The sequence below is a fragment of the Acinetobacter sp. LMB-5 genome, from assembly GCF_001541635.1.
In the GTDB taxonomy this organism is placed as follows: Bacteria; Pseudomonadota; Gammaproteobacteria; order Pseudomonadales; family Moraxellaceae; genus Acinetobacter; species Acinetobacter pittii.
Genome location: NZ_LRDR01000003.1, coordinates 347,711 through 368,898 on the forward strand (window position 1 = coordinate 347,711; position 21,188 = coordinate 368,898).

General features: G+C 41.4%; 23 protein-coding genes. 13 read left to right on the top strand and 10 right to left on the bottom strand.

The window, feature by feature from the left end; all coding sequences use genetic code 11:
• Window positions 1–21 precede the first annotated feature (21 nt).
• Together AW165_RS05090 and AW165_RS05095 are read right to left on the bottom strand one after the other, a co-directional pair.
• On the bottom strand, window positions 22–1,194 hold the full coding sequence (locus AW165_RS05090; RefSeq protein WP_060465144.1) for a PQQ-dependent sugar dehydrogenase: 1,173 nt from the start codon (window positions 1,192–1,194) through the stop codon (window positions 22–24).
• Window positions 1,195–1,303: 109 nt separating this feature from the next.
• A complete protein-coding gene (locus tag AW165_RS05095) occupies window positions 1,304–1,762 on the bottom strand; it encodes a YcgN family cysteine cluster protein (protein ID WP_002119281.1) in 459 nt (152 codons plus the stop codon).
• A gap of 193 nt (window positions 1,763–1,955) precedes the next feature.
• Between AW165_RS05095 and AW165_RS19040 the strand changes: the two genes are divergently transcribed.
• The 8 genes from AW165_RS19040 (at window position 1,956) to ahr (ending at window position 7,242) form a co-directional block, all read left to right on the top strand.
• The gene (locus tag AW165_RS19040; protein ID WP_002053759.1) at window positions 1,956–2,114 is read left to right on the top strand and encodes a DUF1328 domain-containing protein; all 159 of its coding nucleotides are present in this window, start codon (window positions 1,956–1,958) and stop codon (window positions 2,112–2,114) included.
• Window positions 2,115–2,285: 171 nt separating this feature from the next.
• Window positions 2,286–3,023, top strand: a complete 738-nt coding sequence (locus AW165_RS05100; RefSeq protein WP_060465145.1) for a dienelactone hydrolase family protein — start codon at window positions 2,286–2,288, stop codon at window positions 3,021–3,023.
• Between the two features lie 184 nt (window positions 3,024–3,207).
• On the top strand, window positions 3,208–3,570 hold the full coding sequence (locus AW165_RS05105; protein WP_014207996.1) for an HIT family protein: 363 nt from the start codon (window positions 3,208–3,210) through the stop codon (window positions 3,568–3,570).
• Window positions 3,571–3,710: 140 nt separating this feature from the next.
• Complete coding sequence (gene mutY / locus AW165_RS05110; protein WP_060465146.1) at window positions 3,711–4,745, top strand: A/G-specific adenine glycosylase; 1,035 nt, start codon at window positions 3,711–3,713, stop codon at window positions 4,743–4,745.
• Window positions 4,746–4,792: 47 nt separating this feature from the next.
• Window positions 4,793–5,329 (top strand): M23 family metallopeptidase, encoded by a 537-nt coding sequence (locus AW165_RS05115; protein WP_002119177.1) that lies wholly within the window; start codon window positions 4,793–4,795, stop codon window positions 5,327–5,329.
• A gap of 9 nt (window positions 5,330–5,338) precedes the next feature.
• Window positions 5,339–5,584 (top strand): hypothetical protein, encoded by a 246-nt coding sequence (locus AW165_RS05120; RefSeq protein ID WP_001287364.1) that lies wholly within the window; start codon window positions 5,339–5,341, stop codon window positions 5,582–5,584.
• A gap of 30 nt (window positions 5,585–5,614) precedes the next feature.
• Window positions 5,615–6,175, top strand: a complete 561-nt coding sequence (locus AW165_RS05125) for a DNA-3-methyladenine glycosylase I (protein ID WP_032063521.1) — start codon at window positions 5,615–5,617, stop codon at window positions 6,173–6,175.
• A gap of 38 nt (window positions 6,176–6,213) precedes the next feature.
• Window positions 6,214–7,242, top strand: coding sequence for an NADPH-dependent aldehyde reductase Ahr (gene ahr, locus AW165_RS05130; protein WP_060465147.1), 1,029 nt, complete (start codon window positions 6,214–6,216; stop codon window positions 7,240–7,242).
• A gap of 2 nt (window positions 7,243–7,244) precedes the next feature.
• On the opposite strand, the gene AW165_RS05135 is transcribed toward ahr, so the two are convergent.
• Complete coding sequence (locus AW165_RS05135) at window positions 7,245–8,669, bottom strand: PLP-dependent aminotransferase family protein (protein ID WP_060465148.1); 1,425 nt, start codon at window positions 8,667–8,669, stop codon at window positions 7,245–7,247.
• 90 nt (window positions 8,670–8,759) lie between these two features.
• Between AW165_RS05135 and AW165_RS05140 the strand changes: the two genes are divergently transcribed.
• Window positions 8,760–9,134, top strand: coding sequence for a hypothetical protein (locus AW165_RS05140; protein WP_060465149.1), 375 nt, complete (start codon window positions 8,760–8,762; stop codon window positions 9,132–9,134).
• Here the strand turns inward: AW165_RS05140 and AW165_RS05145 are convergent.
• A complete protein-coding gene (locus AW165_RS05145; RefSeq protein ID WP_017386200.1) occupies window positions 9,118–10,020 on the bottom strand; it encodes a LysR family transcriptional regulator in 903 nt (300 codons plus the stop codon). The two genes, AW165_RS05140 and AW165_RS05145, sit on opposite strands and share 17 nt — an antisense overlap.
• A gap of 120 nt (window positions 10,021–10,140) precedes the next feature.
• On the opposite strand from AW165_RS05145, the gene dkgB reads away from it, so the two are divergent.
• Window positions 10,141–10,944 carry a 2,5-didehydrogluconate reductase DkgB gene (gene dkgB, locus AW165_RS05150; RefSeq protein ID WP_060465150.1) on the top strand — a complete coding sequence of 268 codons (804 nt, stop codon included), beginning with the start codon at window positions 10,141–10,143 and terminating at the stop codon, window positions 10,942–10,944.
• A 4-nt stretch (window positions 10,945–10,948) separates the two neighbouring features.
• A complete protein-coding gene (locus AW165_RS05155; protein WP_032036280.1) occupies window positions 10,949–12,139 on the top strand; it encodes an MFS transporter in 1,191 nt (396 codons plus the stop codon).
• Between the two features lie 40 nt (window positions 12,140–12,179).
• Here AW165_RS05155 and AW165_RS05160 read toward each other — a convergent pair whose 3' ends face one another.
• Together AW165_RS05160 and dapB are read right to left on the bottom strand one after the other, a co-directional pair.
• Entirely contained in the window at window positions 12,180–12,833 is a 654-nt protein-coding gene (locus AW165_RS05160) for an START domain-containing protein (RefSeq protein ID WP_002119284.1), read from the bottom strand.
• A gap of 50 nt (window positions 12,834–12,883) precedes the next feature.
• The gene (gene dapB / locus AW165_RS05165) at window positions 12,884–13,705 is read right to left on the bottom strand and encodes a 4-hydroxy-tetrahydrodipicolinate reductase (protein ID WP_002119175.1); all 822 of its coding nucleotides are present in this window, start codon (window positions 13,703–13,705) and stop codon (window positions 12,884–12,886) included.
• A gap of 183 nt (window positions 13,706–13,888) precedes the next feature.
• Here dapB and AW165_RS05170 point away from each other — a divergent pair, with 183 nt between their 5' ends.
• The gene (locus tag AW165_RS05170) at window positions 13,889–14,248 is read left to right on the top strand and encodes a hypothetical protein (RefSeq protein WP_060465151.1); all 360 of its coding nucleotides are present in this window, start codon (window positions 13,889–13,891) and stop codon (window positions 14,246–14,248) included.
• 114 nt (window positions 14,249–14,362) lie between these two features.
• On the opposite strand, the gene dnaJ is transcribed toward AW165_RS05170, so the two are convergent.
• From dnaJ to AW165_RS05190, 4 genes are all read right to left on the bottom strand, one after another.
• Entirely contained in the window at window positions 14,363–15,475 is a 1,113-nt protein-coding gene (gene dnaJ, locus AW165_RS05175) for a molecular chaperone DnaJ (RefSeq protein ID WP_002119101.1), read from the bottom strand.
• A 103-nt stretch (window positions 15,476–15,578) separates the two neighbouring features.
• Entirely contained in the window at window positions 15,579–15,956 is a 378-nt protein-coding gene (locus tag AW165_RS05180; RefSeq protein ID WP_002119294.1) for a membrane protein, read from the bottom strand.
• Between the two features lie 139 nt (window positions 15,957–16,095).
• A complete protein-coding gene (locus AW165_RS05185; RefSeq protein ID WP_060465152.1) occupies window positions 16,096–19,221 on the bottom strand; it encodes an efflux RND transporter permease subunit in 3,126 nt (1,041 codons plus the stop codon).
• Entirely contained in the window at window positions 19,218–20,324 is a 1,107-nt protein-coding gene (locus AW165_RS05190) for an efflux RND transporter periplasmic adaptor subunit (protein WP_060465153.1), read from the bottom strand. The genes AW165_RS05185 and AW165_RS05190 overlap by 4 nt, the downstream gene beginning before the upstream one ends.
• A 148-nt stretch (window positions 20,325–20,472) precedes the next feature.
• Here AW165_RS05190 and AW165_RS05195 point away from each other — a divergent pair, with 148 nt between their 5' ends.
• A complete protein-coding gene (locus tag AW165_RS05195) occupies window positions 20,473–21,096 on the top strand; it encodes a TetR/AcrR family transcriptional regulator (RefSeq protein WP_002119184.1) in 624 nt (207 codons plus the stop codon).
• Window positions 21,097–21,188: the final 92 nt, after the last annotated feature.

Here is a 21,188-nt window from a genome sequence, read left to right on the forward strand (position 1 = left end):
TTTACAGGCGCTTGCTTAGCATTAAGAGGGTTTCTTACTCAGCTTGAGTAAACGCGCATTTGAGCCATCTTCAATCACCCAAATCGAACCATCTTGTGCTTCATGCAACCCACGAATACGTTTTTTCATATCCAATCTTTGCACTTCTTTCACGGGCTTATGCTCTAAATCCACCACAATAATCGCTTCGGAAGATAACCCACCAATTAAGGCTTTATTTTGCCATGCAGGAAATTGCTGACCACGATAAATGATCATACTTGATGGAGAGATAACAGGAGTCCAGTCAATTTCGGGTGCTTTAAACTCTGGGCGAGTGTGATGGTCTGGAATAGGTTGGCCCGAATAATGGTCTCCATTTGAAACGATTGGATAACCGTAATTTTCACCTTTGGTAATAATATTAAGCTCATCACCACCTTTAGGCCCCATCTCAACCACCCATAGCTGTCCTTGGCGGCCAAAAGCCATACCTAACGGGTTACGGTGTCCCAGTGACCATATTTCAGCAGTGACCCCGCCTTGCTTATAAAAAGGGTTACCTACAGCCGCGGTGCCATCCTCATTTAAACGCAAGATTTTACCTAAGTTACTTTTCATGTTTTGGGCAGGATCAAACTTTTGTCGCTCACCTGAACTGACCCACAGCTTACCATCTGTACCAAAAAGCATTCGATGTCCGTAATGGCCTTGCCCTGAAACTTTGGGTACTTGCTGCCAAATCTGCTTTATATCGTTAAGTTTTGGCTGATTAGGATTAGATAAATCTAGTTTCGCACGTGAAATCACTGCGCCAGATCCACCTTGCCCTTTTGTAGCATAGCTGAGATAAACCCAATGATTCTTGGCAAAGTCAGGGTGTAAAATGACATCTCCTAAACCACCCTGTCCTCCATAGTTCACCGCTGGAACACCTTGCACGTCCAACATTTGCTTATTTTTTGGGTTAAAAATTTTTAATTTACCTTGCCGTTCGGTCACTAATAAACGCTGATCAGGCAGACTGGTCACAGCCCAAGGCTCATTAAAATGTGAGACTGCTTCAACCTGATAAGTTTGTTTGATGGCAACAGACCGATCTGCTTTTGCAGTCGTATTTTGCTCAGGATTTTTTGAATTGGTATTATTAGACCCACAGGCCATTAACAAAAAAAAGCTACTACATAATAAGGGGACTGCTAATCGTCTCATCATTTTTATCTCCTTTGTTTTTATTGTTATATTACGGAGATGAGCAAAAAAATTACGATAAAAGTGTTACTTTATTATACGCTGTAATCAAACATTCTCTTTTAAGACTAAATTAGCGCACCCAGCGTACAATATAATCTTCAAGATCATCTTCATGGACATCAACTTCAGAAATACAACGTCCTGCAACTGACTTTTTCGCTTTAACCACGCTTTGTCTCGAACCCGTATTTAAATAATGCCAAGAAGGTAAATTCTTGCCTTCATTCAAGCGCTTATAGGCACAGCTTGATGGCAACCAGTGGATTGTTTTTAAAGACTCTACCGTTAATTGTAGGCAGTCAGGTACTTGCTGCTGACGATTCGGATAATCCGTGCAACGCCCTGTACCACAATCAAGTAACTTACAGGCCACTTTGGTATAAGCCACCTCATGCGTATCTTCATCTTCTAGTTTTACCAGACAGCACAAACCACAGCCATCACATAAAGCTTCCCACTCAGCCTGAGTCAGTTGCTCTAACGGATAGTTTTTCCAAAAGAGTGGTCGAAGTGAGGTCTCGGTAGACATAATCTTTTAACAGCTGATGAGATAAAACGATGTATCAGTATAGCATTGAAGTGGTCTGTACTAAAAAAGAAGCTGTATTTATGACATCACAAAATGATTGTTTAATATACATTTCAACCACATAAACGACACATTCCGAGTAAAAAACACGCTATATAGTTAAATGACAATGAAAAATAAGGAGGACAGCATTATGTTCCGTTGGGCGATAATTTTTGCAGTAATTGCACTCATTGCCAGTCTATTAGGGTTTGGTGGTGTTGCAGGGCTATCTAAAGACTTTGCCGTGATTTTATTAGTTGTAGCTGTAATTCTAGCTGTAATTGGGTTCATTTCTCGAGGCCGAACTTAATTTAATCATGATCACATAAAAAGAAGGAACTGGTTTCCTTCTTTTTTATTGCTTATAGCTTTGTATCTTTTTCTTTTGATGTAGATTTTTACATAGTTATTTATTTTAGTTCTTAATTTTTATGCTTTAATCAAGCGTATTTAAATCGATTTAAATTTCAGGATTAATGTCATGAGTACTGCAATTAAAACCCGTGAAATTCAATATACTGCACCAGATGGTAGCCATTTAATTGGTTACTTTGCGGCTCCAGATAGCGAAACACCTGTTGCGGGTGTGATTGTTGCTCCTGAGTGGTGGGGACGTAACGAATATACAGAGCAACGCGCACGTGAACTTGCTGAGCACGGCTATGCTGCGCTTGCAATTGATATGTATGGTGATAAAAAAGTTACAACCACCGCAGCTCAAGCCTATGAATGGATGATGCAGACATTTGAAGAGTTAGACACGGTGACTGATCGTGCCAATGCTGGGCTTCAAACTTTAGCTGCTCTGCCGGAAGTAAACAGTGAAAAAATTGCCGCTGTCGGTTACTGCTATGGTGGTAAAGTCGTATTAGATCTTGCGCGTTCAGGTGCTCCACTAAAAGCAACTACAACTTTCCATGGCACATTAACGCCTAAAGCTCCTGCTCAAAAAGGCGACATTCAAGGTGAAGTTTTAGTTCTACATGGTGAATTAGACAGTATGGTCACCTTAGAAGATGTTGCTAATTTTGAAAAAGAGATGCAAGCTGCTGAGGTTAAACACGAAGTAGTGGTTTTAGAAGGTGCTAAACATGGCTTTAGTAACCCGCTTGCCGATGAAAGAGCCAAAGCGAACGGTGTAGACCTTGGCTACAGCAGCGAAGCGGAAAAACAAGGCCTTGCTAAAATGTACGCTTTATTAGATCGTACGCTAAAATAAAAGAAGCAAATTTGGAGCAAATGATTTTTTTGCATTTGCTCCCTTAAATGTTTATGACTTTGCAATATTTTTACTGTATTTTTTAAACCATACTTCAATAACTATACTCCCGTTGAGCTAGAGCAAAGCCTAGTCTTATTTCCCGCACTCGGGGTTTAATGGAATAACATGAGAGGATACAACAATGACTGACAAGAAATGTCCGTATTGCGAATTTGATGAATATGACATCATTGATAAGAATGAATTTGCTGTAATTTTGCCTGATTCTAATCCGTTATCTAAAGGCCACTGTGTAGTAACACCACTGCGCCATGTTAGTTCTTTTTTTGACATTACGTCTAAAGAACATCAAGGCTTACTGACACTTCTTGAAATTGCCCGTCATGAGACACAGCTTCGCCATCAGCCAGATGGCTTTCATATTGGTTTTAATGATGGTGAAGTTTTTGGAAAAACTTCAGATCATTTCCACATTCATGTCATTCCTTACTATAAAAACCAACCGTTGAAACTTGATCAACGTTGGGGTGTACAAAAGGATTAATCCTTTTTACCCATAGAACAGGGACTAAATTTTTGATGTAGTCCCTGTTTTCATATGTCCATTTTCTTCGTTTGCTTTAAACAAAATTTCACCCAAATTTCAGCTATAATTTAGCCCTTACTTTTCTTCTATAGCTGTTCATGCCTGAATTTTCTTTTTCTGATGCCCTCTTAAACTGGTTCGATCAACATGGTCGTCACGATTTGCCTTGGCAAGTTGCCGATGATCCGTACAAAGTTTGGGTTTCTGAAATTATGCTACAGCAGACTCAGGTAAAAACGGTCTTGCAATATTTTGACCGCTTTATGGAGCGCTTCCCGACTGTAGAAGCTTTAGGTCATGCAACTTGGGATGAAGTAGCCCCTTTTTGGGCTGGCCTCGGTTACTACGCTCGTGCACGCAATTTGCATAAAGCGGCTGGTCTTGTCACGCAGCAAGGTAAATTTCCTGAAACGCTAGAAGAATGGATTGCGTTACCTGGCATTGGTCGCTCTACCGCAGGCGCGCTCATGTCTTTAGGTTTACGTCAGTACGGCGTCATCATGGATGGCAACGTGAAACGCGTCTTAGCTCGTTTCTTTGCCATTGAAGATGACTTAAGCAAACCACAGCACGAGCGTGAAATGTGGAAACTGGCTGAAGAGCTTTGCCCTACACATCGCAATCATGACTACACTCAAGCGATTATGGATCTCGGCGCAACCATTTGTACGCCTAAAAAACCGCTATGTTTATATTGTCCAATGCAAGCTCACTGTCAGGCTTATCAGCAAGGGTTAGAACAAGAATTACCTTTTAAAAAACCGAAAAAAACACCGCCTGTTAAAACAGCAGATGTTCTTATTATTCAGTGCGAAGGTGAATGGTTCTGGCAACAACGTCAAGCTCATGGTCTATGGGGCGGTTTATTCTGTTTACCTATTTTAGAAAATGAACATGAACGACTGAGCATAAGCCAGCAATATAAATTACAGCCTCAAGCACAAACTTTTCAGATCAGCCATAGCTTCACTCATTTCACATGGTTACTTAATGCTCATGTGTTCCACGTGGAACCTGATCAAAAAGAACATCTGGCTATTGAACTTGAAGGTCAATGGTTGAGTCCGGAACAAGCCATTGCCAAAGGTGTTCCAACCGCTATGAAAAAATTGATCTCAACAAGCCGTTCATGACATAGTGAGTAAAATAATTTTGATATGGCTGTGACAGGGAGTATTTTGTGCGACGTTTTGTTTCTCATTTCTCACTTGGTTTTCTGATTATTCTTTTGGCTGCCTGTGCCAGTGCACCTAAAAAACCTGCCCCACTTCCACCTGCTCAAGTCATCAAACTCAAAAGTATGCAGCTTCCAAGTCGACTACCTGTACCTGTAAAAGGTATTGACCGTGATGAATTAAAAGACACATGGGGAGCTGCTCGGAGTCAGGGCCGTAGTCACGAAGGAATTGATATTTTGGCTCCACGTGGAACCAAAGTGTACAGTGCAACCGAAGGTCTCGTTGCAGATCTTCGCAATAACAACTTAGGTGGCAAAGTCATCTGGATTTTAGGTCCAGCCGGGACATGGCATTATTATGCTCATCTTGATGGTCACAAACGTGGCTTAAATGTGGGTGACTATGTCAAAAAGGGCGACCTCATTGGCTATGTCGGCAATACGGGCAATGCACGTTATACTTCACCTCATCTTCATTATGGTCTTTACTTAGATGGTAAAGGGCGTGGTGCTGTTAATCCTTATTCATATTTACGCTAGGAACATTTTATGTCGGAAGCGCTGATCAATCGCTTAGTAGAGTTTGCCGAGTCTGGTAACCAGCAAAAGATCATTTTAAATGGCAATAGCTATCAAGGCTGGATCATGGAAATCAGCGATGATGCCCTACTAATCAGTACTGGTTTTTCAGACAAAGTCGGCAAAGACTTTTGGCTGAAGTTTGAAGACTTAACACAAGCAGAACTGTATTATTGGGATACTCGCCCAAATGAATGGGTGTTATTTAAACTTTAAAATTCTAAGATAAATATAAGGAGCATTATCATGAAAACCCAACGTTGCGGATGGTGTTCCGACGATCCACTCTATATTGCCTACCATGATGAGGAATGGGGTAAACCCGAACACAACGAGGCACGATTATTTGAAATGCTTTGTCTCGAAGGTCAGCAAGCCGGCCTCTCATGGATTACCGTACTAAAAAAAAGAGAAAGCTACCGTCAGCATTTTTTTAATCATCCGATTGCAGACATTGCTTCATTTACAGATGATTTTCTAGAACTAAAATTATCCGATGCTGGCTTAATTCGTCACTTGGGGAAACTCAAAGCCATTCGTGATAATGCTATTGCTTGGCAAGCGCTCAAAGCACAAGTTGGTGATGTTCCTACATGGCTTTGGCAGTTTGTAGATGCAGCGCCACAAAACAATGATGTTGTAGATTATCGTAAGGCCCCTGCTCAAACCGAACTGAGCGTAAAACTTTCCAAGACACTTAAAAAGAATGGTTTCAAATTTGTTGGCCCAACCACCTGCTATGCTTTTATGCAGGCAGTAGGCATGGTCGATGATCATGAAAACGATTGTCAATTTAAAGCTTCATAACCCACCAGAACGGTTCAAAGCCGCTTAAGGAGTTTCCGATGAGCAATAATACGATTCAAGCTTATGCTGCAATGCAGGCAGGTGAAAAACTGGTTCCCTATCAATTTGACGCAGGTGAATTACAACCGCATCAGGTTGAGGTAAAAGTTGAATATTGTGGTTTATGTCATTCTGATATTTCTGTTTTAAACAATGAATGGCATTCGACCGTGTACCCTGTGGTTGCAGGTCATGAAATTATTGGACGAATTGTTGCTTTGGGTTCAGAAGCAAAAGGTCTACAAATTGGGCAACGTGTCGGCATTGGTTGGACAGCTGAAAGTTGCCAAGCCTGTGATGAATGTATTGGTGGTCAGCAAGTACTGTGTACAGGTGGAAATGTTGCAACAATCGTCGGGCATGCTGGTGGCTTTGCCGATAAGGTCCGTGCAGGTTGGCAGTGGGCTATTCCCCTCCCTGAAGATTTAGATGCTGAAAGTGCAGGTCCTTTACTGTGCGGCGGAATTACCGTTTTTGACCCGCTACTCAAACACAAAATTCAGGCAACGCATCATGTCGGTGTAATTGGCATTGGTGGTTTAGGTCATATCGCCATTAAGCTACTTAAAGCATGGGGCTGTGAAATCACTGCTTTTAGTTCTAACCCAGATAAAACCGAAGAACTCAAAGCAATGGGAGCCGACCATGTGGTAAATAGTCGCGATACAGAGGCAGTAAAAGCTCAAAAAGGGAAATTCGATTTATTGCTAAGTACCGTGAATGTGACTCTAAATTGGTCTGCTTTTATTGCAACACTGGCACCAAACGGAACCTTACATTTCTTAGGCCTTACGCTTGAGCCTGTTCCTGTTTCTGTTGGCTCTCTTATTGGTGGTGCTAAGTCAGTGACTGGTTCACCTACGGGCTCACCTGCTGCACTACGTCAGCTTTTAAAGTTTGCTGCACGTAAAAAAATTGCGCCTCAAATTGAGCTATTTCCAATGTCACAGCTCAATGAAGCAATTGAACGTCTACATTCAGGTCAGGCACGCTACCGCATTGTGCTTAAAGCAGACTTTGCAGAGTAAGACTAACTCGCTGTTTTAATCTGTTGTCGTGACCAGTCCGCTAAGTCTTTAATTGCTCGGCGGACATCTGCTGTTAACTCATGACCTGCATTTAAACGAATAAAATGCCGATAGCGTTCATCCTCACCAAAAACATGCCCGGGAACTACGGTAATTCCATGAGATTTTGCAGTGTAATAGAGCGCCAAACTATCTACAGTTTTAGGTAACTGCATCCAGAGTGCATAGCCGCCTTCTGGTTGACTCAGTGCAATTGGAATACCTTCAAAGGCATTTAAAATACAACTACGATATTCCTCGACTTGCCGCATCAAATTCGGTCTTAACTGCTCTAAATGCTCCCTGTAACCACGACTATAAATAAAATCAGCTAGACCCAACTGTAGCGGTGTATTGACTCCAATATTACTGGCTAACAGTTCAAGTCTTAAATGCTGTAGCTTCGCACTTAAACAGAACCACCCTACGCGATACGCACTCGACAATGATTTAGAAACCGATCCACACCAAATCACATAGCCTTCACGGTCCCAATAGCGTATAGGCAATGGCCGCTCACCACTGTAACCACACTCTCCATAAATATCATCTTCGATAATAAAACACTGATACTTTGCTGCTAATTCGGCAATCTTTTGCTTTTCTGCATTACTTAAACAATATCCCAATGGGTTCTGATAGTTGGCTGTCATTAAGCAAACCTTGGCTAAACCCTGCTTCATAAATGATTCTAAGCGCTCAAGATCGATACCACGATGATGCGCTGGAATTTCAATAATCTGCCGTTTTAAACTGGCTATAAGCTGTAGTTGTCCATTAAAAGTAGGCGTCGGAATTAAAATACTATCGCCTACTTCTGTTAGATGTTGAATCACCAAAGACAAAGCAGGCATGCAGCCATTGGTAATAAAAATATCTTCTGCCGCGATAAAAATTCCATCTTCACGCCAATGATCAGATAACGCTTTTCTTAATTGCTCATGTCCTTGTTTATTACAATAAAGAAAGTCTTGAGGCTGACAATTTTTTAAAGCCCGTTGAATAGAACGACGTAAACCTTCCACAGGAATAAAATGAGGCGTTAACTGAATAGAGCCTAATGGTACAAGATGGCTTTGTAAGGCAGCTTCCTGAATTTGATTATGCAATTCCAGATTTGAAACTTGTCGAGGTAAAGACAAGAAATCTGGACTTTCAGGAATGGGGCCCGATTGTGCACGAGCAACCACAAAATAACCTGACTTCGGCTTTACATAAATAAGCCCCCTCGCCTCAAGTAACTCATAACAACTTTTTGCTGTACTTAAACTAATGCTGTGCTGACGAGCAAAATCTCGTAAAGAAATAAGTTTCTGATGAGGTTTAAGCTCATCTTGATAAATACGATGTGCTAATTGATTGGCAAGAACCTGATATTGGAAAGTCATTCTGTGCTGCTTTTTTAAAAATTTCTGTATCTGTACTGGTTTATAGAACACCTTTAGGCTATAGAAATCAACTCAGAAAGTAGCAAGGTCATGAAATTAAAAGCTATATTGTTATTTACTATTGTTTTAGCTGGTTGCCAACAACAACCAAAAGATGAGCAGTACAGACATACTGTTTGCCAAAGTCTCATAGAAGGTTATTTAAAAATGACAAATCAACAAGACTATAAAATGGAGCAACGCACTGATGAAAAGACCAGTACGATTTCTCATTATCAATATAAACGGAATAGCTCAAATGAAGTTATAATGGTGAACTCGGTTTATTCGACTTTGTATTTTAGCTGCCGAGAACATCAAAAAAGCTATTTTCTGTCTCAACATTCATCACAAGGACAAACGACCCCACTTTTAGAAGTTCATTTTCCAACTGACAGTTACACTACTTTTAGAGAGCGTTTTTAAAACCGTCTTTTAACTGTTCTGCCAAAAACTCAATAAATAAACGAATTCGTTTTGGTAGATGCTCTTGTTGATAATACACAGCATGGATGCTTTGATATTGATGTTCAATTTGGTCTTCAAATAAGGCAATCAATCGCCCTTCTTCAATATCTTTCCAAATTTCAAATTCAGATAGTCGTGCAATACCATGTCCTCTAATCGTCAGCTGACGTACCGTCTCCCCACTTGATGCTTTAATTTTTGATTGTGCAAAAAAATATTCATCACCAACTTTAATCGGCCAACTATTGATATATGCAGGCCTGGTAAAACCAATCAAATCATGTTGTTCAAGCTGTTCAGGTTGTGTCGGTGTACCCTTAATTGCTAAATACTCAGGGCTTGCAACGATAAATAAGCGACTTTTACATACTAATTTGGCATGAAGACTTGAATCATTAAGTTCTCCGAATCGGAATGCAACATCGGTTTTATGTTGCAGTAGATCAATCACCTGATCATTACTATTTAATTCAATTTCAATGTTTGGATAGCACTCACGAAACTTATGCATTAATGGCGCAATTACGTGTAAGACAAACGGCGTTGCTGAATCAATGCGAATGAGTCCCGCAGTCCCCTGATCAGATTTTTGTAGTTCTTCTTCAGCCGCATTTAGCTCATTTAAGATTTTACGGGCCTTTACCAGAAACTGTTGTCCTTCTTGAGTGAGTTTCAATTTACGTGTAGTTCGCTCTAACAAAGTCACATCTAACTTAGCTTCTAAGCGTGTTAAAGATCGACTGACTCCTGAAGGCGTTTGTTTTAAATGTTCTGCCGCCGCAACAAAAGAGCCCGTATCAACGATTGCGATAAACGCGACCAGCTCTTCAATTGTTGATTTCATGTCTTATTCCATTATTGACTAATGATCAAAGATATTTTGCTTATTCATCTATTTTTTCGCAACAATAAAAAAAGCAAAATGCACATCAAGTTAAATGATTATTCAAATTTAGGTAAACACATGAATATCCCACGTTTTGGTCTAGGAACTTTCCGTCTTAAAGAACAAGCAGTTATTGATTCTGTTAAAACTGCTTTAGACGTAGGTTACCGTGTCATTGATACTGCTCAAATTTATGATAATGAAGCAGCGATTGGTCAAGCGATTGCCGAAAGCGGTGTATCACGTCAGGACTTATTTTTAACCACAAAAATCTGGGTAGATAATTTTGCTCAAGATAAGTTCATTCCAAGCTTAAAAGAGAGCCTACAAAAGCTTCGTACTGACCATGTCGATTTAACTTTAATTCACTGGCCAGCGCCAGATTTAGGCGTTTCGATTCCTGAAGTTATGAAGCTTTTACTTGAAGCAAAACAACAGGGCTTAACTAAACAAATTGGTATTTCAAACTTCAATATTGAGCTTACTCAACAAGCAATTGACACAATTGGTGTAGAACATATTGCAACGAACCAGATTGAGCTAAGCCCTTATCTTCAAAACCATAAGCTTGTGAATTTCTTACAAGAGAAGAATATTGATGTGACTTCATATATGACGCTTGCGTACGGCAAAGTGCTTCAAGACCCTGTTTTAACTGAAATTGCAGCAGCACATAAAGCAACGACAGCGCAAATTGCACTAGCGTGGGCATTGCAACGTGGTTTTGCAGTCATTCCATCTTCAACTAAACGTGAAAACCTGATTAGCAACTTAAAAGCACAGGATATCGAGTTAACTTCAGCTGAAATGCAAATGATTGCCGAACTTGATCGTAACAGTCGTGAAGTTAGCCCAGAGCCATGGGCACCAGTTTGGGACTAAACTCATGAACACTCAATCAAATACGGCGTTCTCGTTATTGGCATTGGCAATAGGTGCCTTTGCCATTGGCACCACTGAATTCTCACCAATGGGATTGTTGCCGAATATCGCTAATGATTTAGGGATTTCAATTCCAACGGCAGGTATGTTAATTACAGGTTATGCACTTGGCGTCATGCTAGGTGCCCCATTCATGACCCTATGGTTTGGTGGTTTTGCACGACGTAATGCGCTTATTTTGCTGATGGCGATCTTTACGGTCGGTAACCTAATCGCAGCCTTTTCACCAAGCTATATGAGCTTATTAGGTGCTCGTCTCATCACAAGCTTAAACCATGGTGCTTTCTTCGGGATTGGCTCTGTTGTAGCGGCAAGCATTGTGCCCGCACATAAACAGGCCAGTGCTGTAGCAACCATGTTTATGGGTTTAACCATTGCCAATATCGGTGGTGTACCGTTAGCAACATGGGTTGGACAAAACATTGGCTGGCGTATGTCGTTCCTTGCAATTTCTTTGCTTGGTGTGATTACCATGCTCGCTTTATGGAAAGCGCTCCCTCAAGGGATGGTTGCCCAAAAACCAAATGTGAAAGCTGAGTTGAAAGTGTTAACGCGTACTCCTGTGGTCCTTGCGCTACTCACCACCGTACTCGGTGCAGGTGCAATGTTTACGCTCTACACCTATATTGCGCCAAGTTTGACTGAGTTTACCCATGCTTCACCTACCTTCATTACGTTCATGTTGGTGCTGATTGGTGTCGGTTTCTCAATTGGTAACCATTTAGGCGGACGTTTTGCAGATTTGTCCATTAATAAAACTTTGATTGGTTTCTTGGTTCTGTTAATTGTGATGATGGTGACTTTCCCAATCCTTGCGCAAAGCCAGATTGGAGCAGCCATTGCGTTAGTGATCTGGGGTGCAGCAACCTTTGCTTTAGTACCACCTTTGCAAATGCGTGTAATGTCAGTCGCTCATGAAGCACCGGGACTTGCCTCTTCAGTAAATATCGGTGCGTTTAACTTAGGTAATGCCGTAGGTGCAGCAGCAGGCGCGTTAGTACTCGATCTAGGTTGGGGTTATAGCGCAGTATCATTTGCTGGAGCATTACTGGCTGGCTTAGGTTTGCTATTGGTTTTATTTCAAATCAAACGCGAAAGTAACCCTGCACAAGCTTTACAGCAGTGTTCAGATTAATAAAAAAGCGCCTGATCTCAGGCGCTTTTTTTTAAACTATTTATTTTAAAATATCTGGTAATTTAGGGTGTTCATAAATCGGACTGGTCACTTCCCGCTTCATTTTCAGCAACATCTGGTAAGGTTGCTGTTGAACAAACATATTTACAAAGCTCAACGGAATTGCACCAGCAGGATCAGCATAACCACTGGTGGTTACTTTCACCTTATTATTTGCAAGTTTCTGGAATGTCCAATCCCCTTCATAGCGTGTTAAGCGCACTACATCAGGTTGTATCGGATAATTTCCACTAATTGCAGTATTTTTAATTGTCACAACGCCATTTGCAGCCTTGCTCATTTTTCCTTTTACAACCACATCGCGATCTTTCAAAGGAAACGGAAAATCCAACACCATGTACAGTGTGAACTCACCTTTTTTCTCATCTTGAGACAACATTTCAACTTTGCCCATATAAGGCACCCACTGGTCAGCACGATTTACATCTAAAATCACAGCGACAGCGCGTTCAAGTGGCACATCAAATGTCGTTTCAGCCTTATATTGAAAGACTGGATTATCAGTTTTTTGATAGGTCCAGACTTTAATATTATTGCGGTCTAAGCTGAGTTTAGCTTTTTCTGTAGAAGCAGCCCCCGTCCAGAGGCTGCTTAAGCAAAGAAGAGTGGTCAAGGCAATTTGTTTTTTATTCATGTTCTGCTCTATCTTGTTTTTCTCGCTACACATGGAATACGGACAGGGTTTTAAACCTGTACGTCGTTCAATCCTAAAACATCTTTCATGTCATATTTACGCGCTTCACGACCCACAACCCATGCAGCAGCTCGCACTGCACCAGCAGCAAAGTTCATGCGGTTAGTTGCTTTATGAGTCACTTCAACGCGCTCACCTTCACCAATAAACATCACAGTGTGTTCGCCAACGATGTCACCACCACGAATGGTTTCAAAGCCAATCGTTTGACGGTCACGTGGGCCTGTATGCCCTTCACGGCCATACACAGCAACTTCTTTTAAGTTACGACCTAAAGTATCTGCAATTGCTTCGCCCATCATTAATGCTGTACCTGACGGCGCATCTACTTTATGACGGTGGTGAGCTTCAATCACTTCAATATCTACTGTATCGCCAAATACTTTTGCTGCAAGCTCAAGTAACTTGATTGATACATTTACGCCCACTGAATAGTTCGCAGCGTAAACCACTGGGGTATGCGTAGCAACTTCGTCTAACTCAGCTTTTTGCTCATCTGACATACCTGTTGTACCAATAACCATGGCAACCCCAGCTTCACGGCAAAGCTTTAAATGCTGAGCCGTTGCAACTGGTGCAGTAAAATCAATGATTACATCGCAGTCTTTAAGAACTTCTGCCAAGTTTCCTGAAACCTTCACACCCACTGAACCAATACCAGCAAGCTCACCTGCATCAGTGCCCACCAAACTACTTTCCGGACGCTCTACCGCAGCAGCTAATTGATAGCCTGCCTGTTGAACTGCTTGAATAAGCGTACGGCCCATACGACCGCCTGCACCTAAAATACCAATGCGTGGAGCTGCTGACATAATCTTCCCAATCTTCGGTTTTACGTAATTTACCTACTATATCAAAACTCTTTGCTCATCTTAAAAAGTAAAAATTATTTTTTGAGTTGGGACGAAATTTAATCTGTTTTCACAAAAGTTAAAGAATTGATCGGCAGACTACGGAGCCACGAATGAGAAAAAGATGACTATAAGGAGTTCAGCATGCATTCGAGAATTATTGGCTTTACAGTAATGATGGGGATTATGAGTTCAATGGCATTTGCAGAGCCTGCAATCCAGCCAGGAGACACATTAGAAAGCTTATCTAAAGCACGTATTACAACTAACGTAAGTACTCAAACAGCAACTCCTACAGCTCAAACTGTAGCAACTGATGCCAACACTGACGTTAAAATTGAAGATATTGACCCAATTATTGGCGAAACAGCAGCAGAGGCACCAAAAGTAGCTGTACAGGCAGAAGCAGTAGCCGCACCAGTGATCGAAAATGCTCCTACTCTTGCTTCTAGCGAACCGACTGTCAGTGTTAATGATATTGATGTTGCTCACCCTACAGAGTAAGCAGACGTAATTTTCTTTTAAGCAGAATAAAAATAATAAGATGAATCAGCGCAATAAAAAGGCGGATATTTTATCAATATCCGCCTTCTTTTTAATTTCTTATCTAATCAAGTATTAATCGAACAAACGATCAAAGAATGATTTTTTCTTCGGTGAAGAAGCACTGTCTTCGCCATCAAAAGAAGCTTGCAACTCTTTAAGTAATTCACGTTGACGAGAATTTAAGTTGACTGGTGTTTCTACCACAATACGGCAGAGTAAATCACCCACCATGCTGCTACGTACTGGACGAACGCCCTTACCACGTAAACGGAATAATTTACCTGTTTGAGTTCCCTCAGGAATCTTCAAGCTAACGCGACCTTCCAAAGTTGGAATTTCAATTTCTTTACCAAGTGCAGCATCAGCAATGCTCACTGGTACGTCCATATAAAGATCTGCGCCATCACGTTGGAAAATTTCGTGTTCACGAACGACGACTTCAACGTACAAGTCACCTGATTGGCCATCACGAATTGCTTCGCCTTTACCACTCAAACGAACGCGGTCACCATTATCTACACCCGCTGGAATTGTAACTTCCAACGTTTGCTGGCGATCGGCAACACCTGAACCATGACATGCCTGACAAGGGTTTTTAATAATTTTACCTTGACCACGACACGTACCACATGTTTGTTGTACAGAGAAGAAACCTTGCTGCATACGAACTTGTCCTGAACCATGACAAGTTTTACAGGTTTCAACATCTTTTGGATTTTTAGAACCTTTACCATCACACACATCACATGGTGCTGGAGCAGTAAAGGTAATGGTTTTTTTAACCCCTTTTACAGCTTCTTCAAGGGTAAGTTCCATTACATAGCGTAAATCTGATCCGCGACGTTGACGCTGTTGACGTCCACCACCACCGAATGCGCCACCGAAGATATCACCGAACTGGCTAAAAATATCTTCTGCACTAAATCCGCCGAAGCCACCACCGCCCCCGCCAAAGCCACCTTCGAACGCATTATGTCCCATGCGATCGTACATGCTACGCTTTTCGCTGTCCGATAAAACTTCATAAGCTTCAGCAGCTTCTTTAAATTTCTCTTCAGCTTCGGCATTGTCAGGGTTTCTATCAGGATGATATTTCATCGCCAATTTACGGTAGGCTTTTTTGATCTCATCATCACTTGCGGTTTTTGAAACGCCTAAAACCTCATAATAATCACGTTTAGCCATTTTTGGCGGTGCTCCTCACGGAATTTTATCAATACTCTATTGCCGACTAAATGGGGGGCTTTAGCCGAATTTACAAGGGGGAAATGTTTAAAAAATAGATATATTAAAAAACTGCCTTATTTTTTAAATATTTAGACAAGCCTTTTAACCATGCATTTAATAGAAATAACCACGCAATAGCGCTAAAAACTACGCCAGCAACCGTAGAGGCTGTGACCCAAAGATTACTATCCCATGCAAAAAAGAAGAGCGGAATAAACCAGACAACAGCAAAAATTGCCATAAATAGAAATAGAATCGCATTGCGCATAATCCATAGCGCATGCGCATGAATCCAAACTTCTGCATTATCTACAACTGCCACTTTACGAGCGACCAAATAAGCAAAGGCCGCAAAAATAACCGTAAACAATGCAAGAAACATGAACGCATAAGAAATTACTATATAACGGCGATGCTGTTCGATATGGTCTTGCCCCATCTGTATTTCACCTCAATTCACTGCATTTTGCCTATTTTTTATGCAGTGAAATAATCCTGTATTTTTTGTGTAAAGACAGGTGCTACTATATTGGAGTTTTCAATATTTCGCACCTTTATTCACAAAAAATTTATGTATTTTATGCGGTTTTTTTCACCTTAAACCACGCTGCATAGAGTGCAGGTAGGAAAAATAATGTCAGTAGGGTGGCAACAATCAATCCGCCCATGATCGCAACTGCCATCGGACCAAAGAAAATACTTCTAGAAAGTGGAATCATGGCCAGAACAGCGGCTAAAGCAGTCAAAATAATGGGACGGAATCGACGCACTGTCGCCTCAATAATCGCCTCCCATGTTGGATGTCCTGCTTGCCTGTCTTGTTCAATTTGATCAATCAAAATAAGCGAGTTACGCATGATCATCCCAGAGAGTGCAATTGTGCCCAACATGGCCACAAAGCCAAATGGTTTGTTAAATAATAGTAAGAATAAAACAACACCAATTAAACCCAGTGGAGCTGTTAACAACACGATGGTCGAGCGAGACAAGCTTTTGAGCTGAATCATCAGTAATGTCATGACCACAGCCAAGAACAGTGGCATACCCGCATTCACAGAATTTTGCCCACGTGCAGACTCTTCTACAGTTCCACCCACCTCAATGAGATAGCCACTTGGCAATTCAGCACGTAACTTATCCATTGATTCAGCTAACTCACCCACAACGGTAGCAGGCTGCAAATTGGTACGAATATCTGCGCGAACAGTAATCGTCGGTAAGCGGTTACGATGCCAGATCAAACCATCTTCAAACTTATACTCAATCTTCGCGATTTGAGCTAAAGGTACAGTGGTTCCATTGTTCGTTGGCACAGCTAAGCTTGCCAGTGAAGCCACTTCAACGCGCTCTGCTTGGTCCCCGCGTAAGCGAATTTCAATAAGTTCACGTTTTTCACGATATTGCTCAATCGCACTACCAGTAATTGATGCATTAATGAAATTCGCTAAATCCAGACTAGAGACACCCATTTGTCGAGCACGGTCTTGATCAATTTGAATGGAAATGATCTTACTTGGCTCGCCCCAATCTAAATGCACATTGGTGGTATTCGGGTTTTCACTCATTACTTTAGCGACTTGCTGTGCTTCTTTACGTACCAGATTTAAATCTTCACCTGACACACGATATTGCAATGGATAACCCACAGGTGGGCCATTTTCGAGTAATGACACACGAGTACGGACTTGTGGGAGTAACTGCTTAATTTGTGTTTCTAACGAACGACGAATGTCATCACGATCATCAAGTGATGATGCGAGTACAACAAACTGAGCAAAGCTGGCTTGCGGTAATTGCTGGTCTAAAGGTAAATAAAAACGTGGTGAACCTGTCCCTACATAGGCCACATAGTTATCAATACCTTTTTGTTTAGACAAGAATTTTTCAACCTTTTTCACAGCTTGTTCTGTTGCTGTTAAAGAAGCACCTTCTTCAAGCTTTAAATCGACTAAAATCTCAGCACGGTTTGAAGGCGGGAAAAACTGCTGAGGTACCATCTTAAACATCAGCACAGAGAGCACAAAAATCCCCACCGTCGTTGCAATCACGGTTTTACGATAGGTCACACAAAACTCGACCATCTTTCTAAAACGTAAATAGAAACTAGATTGATAAGGATCGTAATGATGGTCCTGTGAAATTGCCACAGTTTGCGGTTGTGGTTTTTTAGTTAATCTTGCCCACAAACGGACATACCAAGGGGCCTGATGTCCTAACTTGGTAAAGTCTGGTAATAGCTTTTCACCTAAATAAGGTACGAATAAAACTGCCGCGATCCAAGATACCAATAAAGCAATGGTCACAACCTGAAAAATAGAGCGTGTGTATTCGCCTGTACTAGACTGAGCCGTAGCAATCGGTAAAAAACCTGCCGCGGTAATCAATGTTCCCGTGAGCATCGGAAATGCGGTAGTTTTCCACGCAAATCCGGCGGCTTTAATCCGGCTATAGCCCTGCTCCATCTTAATGGCCATCATCTCGACGGCGATAATGGCGTCATCGACTAACAGACCTAACGCCAAGATCAAAGCACCAAGTGAAATTTTATGCAGTCCGACATCGAATAAACTCATACCGGCAAAGGTCATTGCTAAAACTAAAGGAATAGAAAAAGCGACCACCAATCCCGTACGGAAGCCTAAAGAGAAAAAACTCACTAACAAGACAATAATGACTGCTTCAGCGAGTACCTTCACAAACTCATGAATACTGCGTTGTACTGCTACAGGTTGGTCAGAAACTTTCTGCAATTTCATGCCGAGTGGCAAGGTCTTTTGCAGTTGGGCAAATTCTGTTTCTAGATTTTTACCAAGGGCAATAATGTCACCGCCTTTACGCATCGAAACAGCAATGCCAATACCATTTTCACCCATGAAACGCATACGTGGTTGAGCAGGCTGACTAAAACCACGATAAACATCAGCAACGTCACCAAGCTGGATGGTTTTATCACCGACCAATAAAGGTGTTTTTTTAATTTCATCAATGTTTTGTAGATGACCACTTACTCTAATTTGAATACGGTCTGTACCCGTTTCAAAAAAGCCAGCACTTGCCATACTATTTTGCTTTTGTAAGGCTTCTTGAATCGCTGTAACTGGAATTCCGAGCTGTACCGCTTTAGTGTTAGAAATCTCAACCCAGATTTTTTGATCTTGTAGACCAATCAATTCGACCTTACTGACATCTTTGACTCGTTGAAGCTGTAATTGCAAACGATCTGCATATTCTTTCAAAAGTGCATAGTCAAAGTCTTTGCCTGTCAGTACATAAATATTACCGAAAGTGTCCCCAAATTCATCGTTAAAAAATGGGCCTTGTACACCGTTTGGCAGTTCATGGCGAATATCATTCACTTTCTTACGGACGTTATACCAAACGTCAGGAATCTGTGCCGATGTCAGCGAGTCCTTGGCAACAAACGTAACCATCGACTCACCTGGGCGGGAGTAAGCCATAATCTTGTCATACTGCCCTGTTGTCATGAGTTCCTTTTCGATACGGTCAGTCACCAGCGTTGAAACTTCTTTCGCTGTTGCTCCCGGCCAATAGGTTTGTACGACCATGACTTTAAAAGTAAATGGTGGGTCTTCACTTTGTGAGAGTTTTGAATAAGAGATCGCGCCGATAATGCCAAGTAACAGCATAAAATAAAGGACAATACCTTTATTATTTAATGCCCATTCCGAGAGATTGAATTTCATGGCTGGTTTGCTCCCTGAATTTTCACCGCACGATTTTCACGGTCAATCGGGTGAATCTTCTGCTTATCACGTAGCAAATGCACACCACCAATCACCACCCAATCATTTGGCGTTAAACCAGATAGCACGGGTACACTGTCTCTACCATATGCACCAACCGTAACAGGTACTTTGCGTAAAGTTTGATTCGCATTAACAACCCAGACATAAGGCTGATTATCTGTTGCTGAAACACTCGAAAGTGGCACACTCATCACATTGGTTTGAGTTGAGGTAAAAAATACGCGTGCACTTTGTCCAAGTTGGATAACAGACTGCCCTTCTTTGAGTGCAACTTTCACTGTAAAGGTACGAGACTGATCAGCTGCCGGAGAAACTTCGCGTACATATCCAGCAAATCTTTCATTCGGTTTAGACCACAAGGTGATCCAAGCGCCTTGACCAACTTTAATCTCGCTAACCGCTTGTTCAGGAACACCAATAACAACTTCACGCTCTCCATCAATTGCCAGTTGATAAGCAGCTTGTCCTGCTGCAACCACTTGTCCAATTTCTATGTTTCGCGCAGTAATCACCCCGTTTTTATTAGAAACGAGTTGGTTATAACCAGTTTGGTTTGCAGAAACTTCATAGTTAGAACGCGCTTGTTGTAGAGCCGCTTGTGCCGCGTCGTATTGATTTTTTACCGTATCAAATTGTGAACGGCTCACTGCATTAATCGGGAGTAATTGTTGAAAACGTTTAAGTTCATCTGCTGCTGTTTTTGCTGAAGCCTGTGCATTATCCAATTGGGCTTTAGCAGCATTTAATTGTAACTGAGCATCTGCCACATCGAGTTTTGCTAATACTTGTCCAACTTTAACTCGGTCGCCTACATCCACATAGCGCGCCGTAACTTGTCCACCAACCCGAAATGCCAAAGCCGTTTGTTGTCTAGCCTGCACATCCCCTGCATAGCTTTTTTGTTCATTGAGTGTGGTTAATGGCTGCGCCACCATCACATAGGGTATTTCTTCTGTTTTGGGTGCTTCTTTACTGCATCCCATTAATGTGACCGTACAAACAATCACCATACTCATGATGAGAGGTTTTAACAGATTCATATCTTATCGCTCTTATTCAAACTGATTTTTTAAGGCACAATATGCTTGCATCATAGTTTGTTTGTTTTTTAATTAATATACCTATGAGTACATTAATTAAAAAAAACTTATAAATATTTATTTTTCTAAACTTTTATTAGAGGGTTTTGTGCAAACAGTTAATCAAAGTGGTCGCCCCAAAGATCTGGAAAAGCGTGCTCGTATCCTACAAGCCGCGAAAGCTATTTTTTTAAAATCCGGTTATCACGGTACTAGCATGAACCAGATTGCACAGGAAGCAGGCGTTACTAAACTCACGGTTTATAACCACTTTCAAGATAAAGTGAACCTGTTTATCTGTGCGATTACGGAAACTTGTGAAGAGACACTGTGCACTAAACAATTTGACTTAGATACATCGGCAGACTTCTATCAAACACTCTTTATTGTATGTTCACGTGCCTTACAAATTATTTATTCACCTGAAGCATTAAAGCTTGATCATGTATTGTTGGAGCTTGCAGCCGAACAGAACCCACTCGCCCTACAGTTTTTTGAAGCTTCACATACACGAATGGAGAATCAATTAGCTGAGTTTTTTCAAAAAGCTGCTCAATTAGGTTTCATTCAAGCCGATGATCCGATCTATCAAACAGAACTGCTTTTGACCTTATTGCTTGGTGTACGCCATCACAAGGTTTTACTGGGCATTACTGCTGCCCCAAATGCACAGGAGCTAGAGCAAATTATTCGCGACGCAATTAATTTATTCCTACTCAAATATCGGAATTAAACCAAAGTCCGATTGTCAAAAGTTGCGCTGAGTGCATGCCAGCTTTTAAGACACTACAAGCGAATTAAATGTTATTTTTTAAGCAAAAATTC

What these genes read in the sequence shown, in the direction of transcription:
- AW165_RS05095 (WP_002119281.1), bottom strand. Translation starts at nt 1,762, where the DNA reads ATGTCTACCGAGACCTCACTTCGACCACTCTTTTGGAAAAACTATCCG.
- dkgB (WP_060465150.1), top strand. Translation starts at nt 10,141, where the DNA reads ATGAATATCCCACGTTTTGGTCTAGGAACTTTCCGTCTTAAAGAACAA.
- AW165_RS05155 (WP_032036280.1), top strand. Translation starts at nt 10,949, where the DNA reads ATGAACACTCAATCAAATACGGCGTTCTCGTTATTGGCATTGGCAATA.
- AW165_RS05185 (WP_060465152.1), bottom strand. Translation starts at nt 19,221, where the DNA reads ATGAAATTCAATCTCTCGGAATGGGCATTAAATAATAAAGGTATTGTC.
- AW165_RS05100 (WP_060465145.1), top strand. Translation starts at nt 2,286, where the DNA reads ATGAGTACTGCAATTAAAACCCGTGAAATTCAATATACTGCACCAGAT.
- AW165_RS05090 (WP_060465144.1), bottom strand. Translation starts at nt 1,194, where the DNA reads ATGATGAGACGATTAGCAGTCCCCTTATTATGTAGTAGCTTTTTTTTG.
- AW165_RS19040 (WP_002053759.1), top strand. Translation starts at nt 1,956, where the DNA reads ATGTTCCGTTGGGCGATAATTTTTGCAGTAATTGCACTCATTGCCAGT.
- AW165_RS05135 (WP_060465148.1), bottom strand. Translation starts at nt 8,669, where the DNA reads ATGACTTTCCAATATCAGGTTCTTGCCAATCAATTAGCACATCGTATT.
- AW165_RS05190 (WP_060465153.1), bottom strand. Translation starts at nt 20,324, where the DNA reads ATGAATCTGTTAAAACCTCTCATCATGAGTATGGTGATTGTTTGTACG.
- dnaJ (WP_002119101.1), bottom strand. Translation starts at nt 15,475, where the DNA reads ATGGCTAAACGTGATTATTATGAGGTTTTAGGCGTTTCAAAAACCGCA.
- AW165_RS05120 (WP_001287364.1), top strand. Translation starts at nt 5,339, where the DNA reads ATGTCGGAAGCGCTGATCAATCGCTTAGTAGAGTTTGCCGAGTCTGGT.
- AW165_RS05140 (WP_060465149.1), top strand. Translation starts at nt 8,760, where the DNA reads ATGAAATTAAAAGCTATATTGTTATTTACTATTGTTTTAGCTGGTTGC.
- ahr (WP_060465147.1), top strand. Translation starts at nt 6,214, where the DNA reads ATGAGCAATAATACGATTCAAGCTTATGCTGCAATGCAGGCAGGTGAA.
- dapB (WP_002119175.1), bottom strand. Translation starts at nt 13,705, where the DNA reads ATGTCAGCAGCTCCACGCATTGGTATTTTAGGTGCAGGCGGTCGTATG.
- AW165_RS05170 (WP_060465151.1), top strand. Translation starts at nt 13,889, where the DNA reads ATGCATTCGAGAATTATTGGCTTTACAGTAATGATGGGGATTATGAGT.
- AW165_RS05125 (WP_032063521.1), top strand. Translation starts at nt 5,615, where the DNA reads ATGAAAACCCAACGTTGCGGATGGTGTTCCGACGATCCACTCTATATT.
- mutY (WP_060465146.1), top strand. Translation starts at nt 3,711, where the DNA reads ATGCCTGAATTTTCTTTTTCTGATGCCCTCTTAAACTGGTTCGATCAA.
- AW165_RS05145 (WP_017386200.1), bottom strand. Translation starts at nt 10,020, where the DNA reads ATGAAATCAACAATTGAAGAGCTGGTCGCGTTTATCGCAATCGTTGAT.
- AW165_RS05180 (WP_002119294.1), bottom strand. Translation starts at nt 15,956, where the DNA reads ATGGGGCAAGACCATATCGAACAGCATCGCCGTTATATAGTAATTTCT.
- AW165_RS05160 (WP_002119284.1), bottom strand. Translation starts at nt 12,833, where the DNA reads ATGAATAAAAAACAAATTGCCTTGACCACTCTTCTTTGCTTAAGCAGC.
- AW165_RS05105 (WP_014207996.1), top strand. Translation starts at nt 3,208, where the DNA reads ATGACTGACAAGAAATGTCCGTATTGCGAATTTGATGAATATGACATC.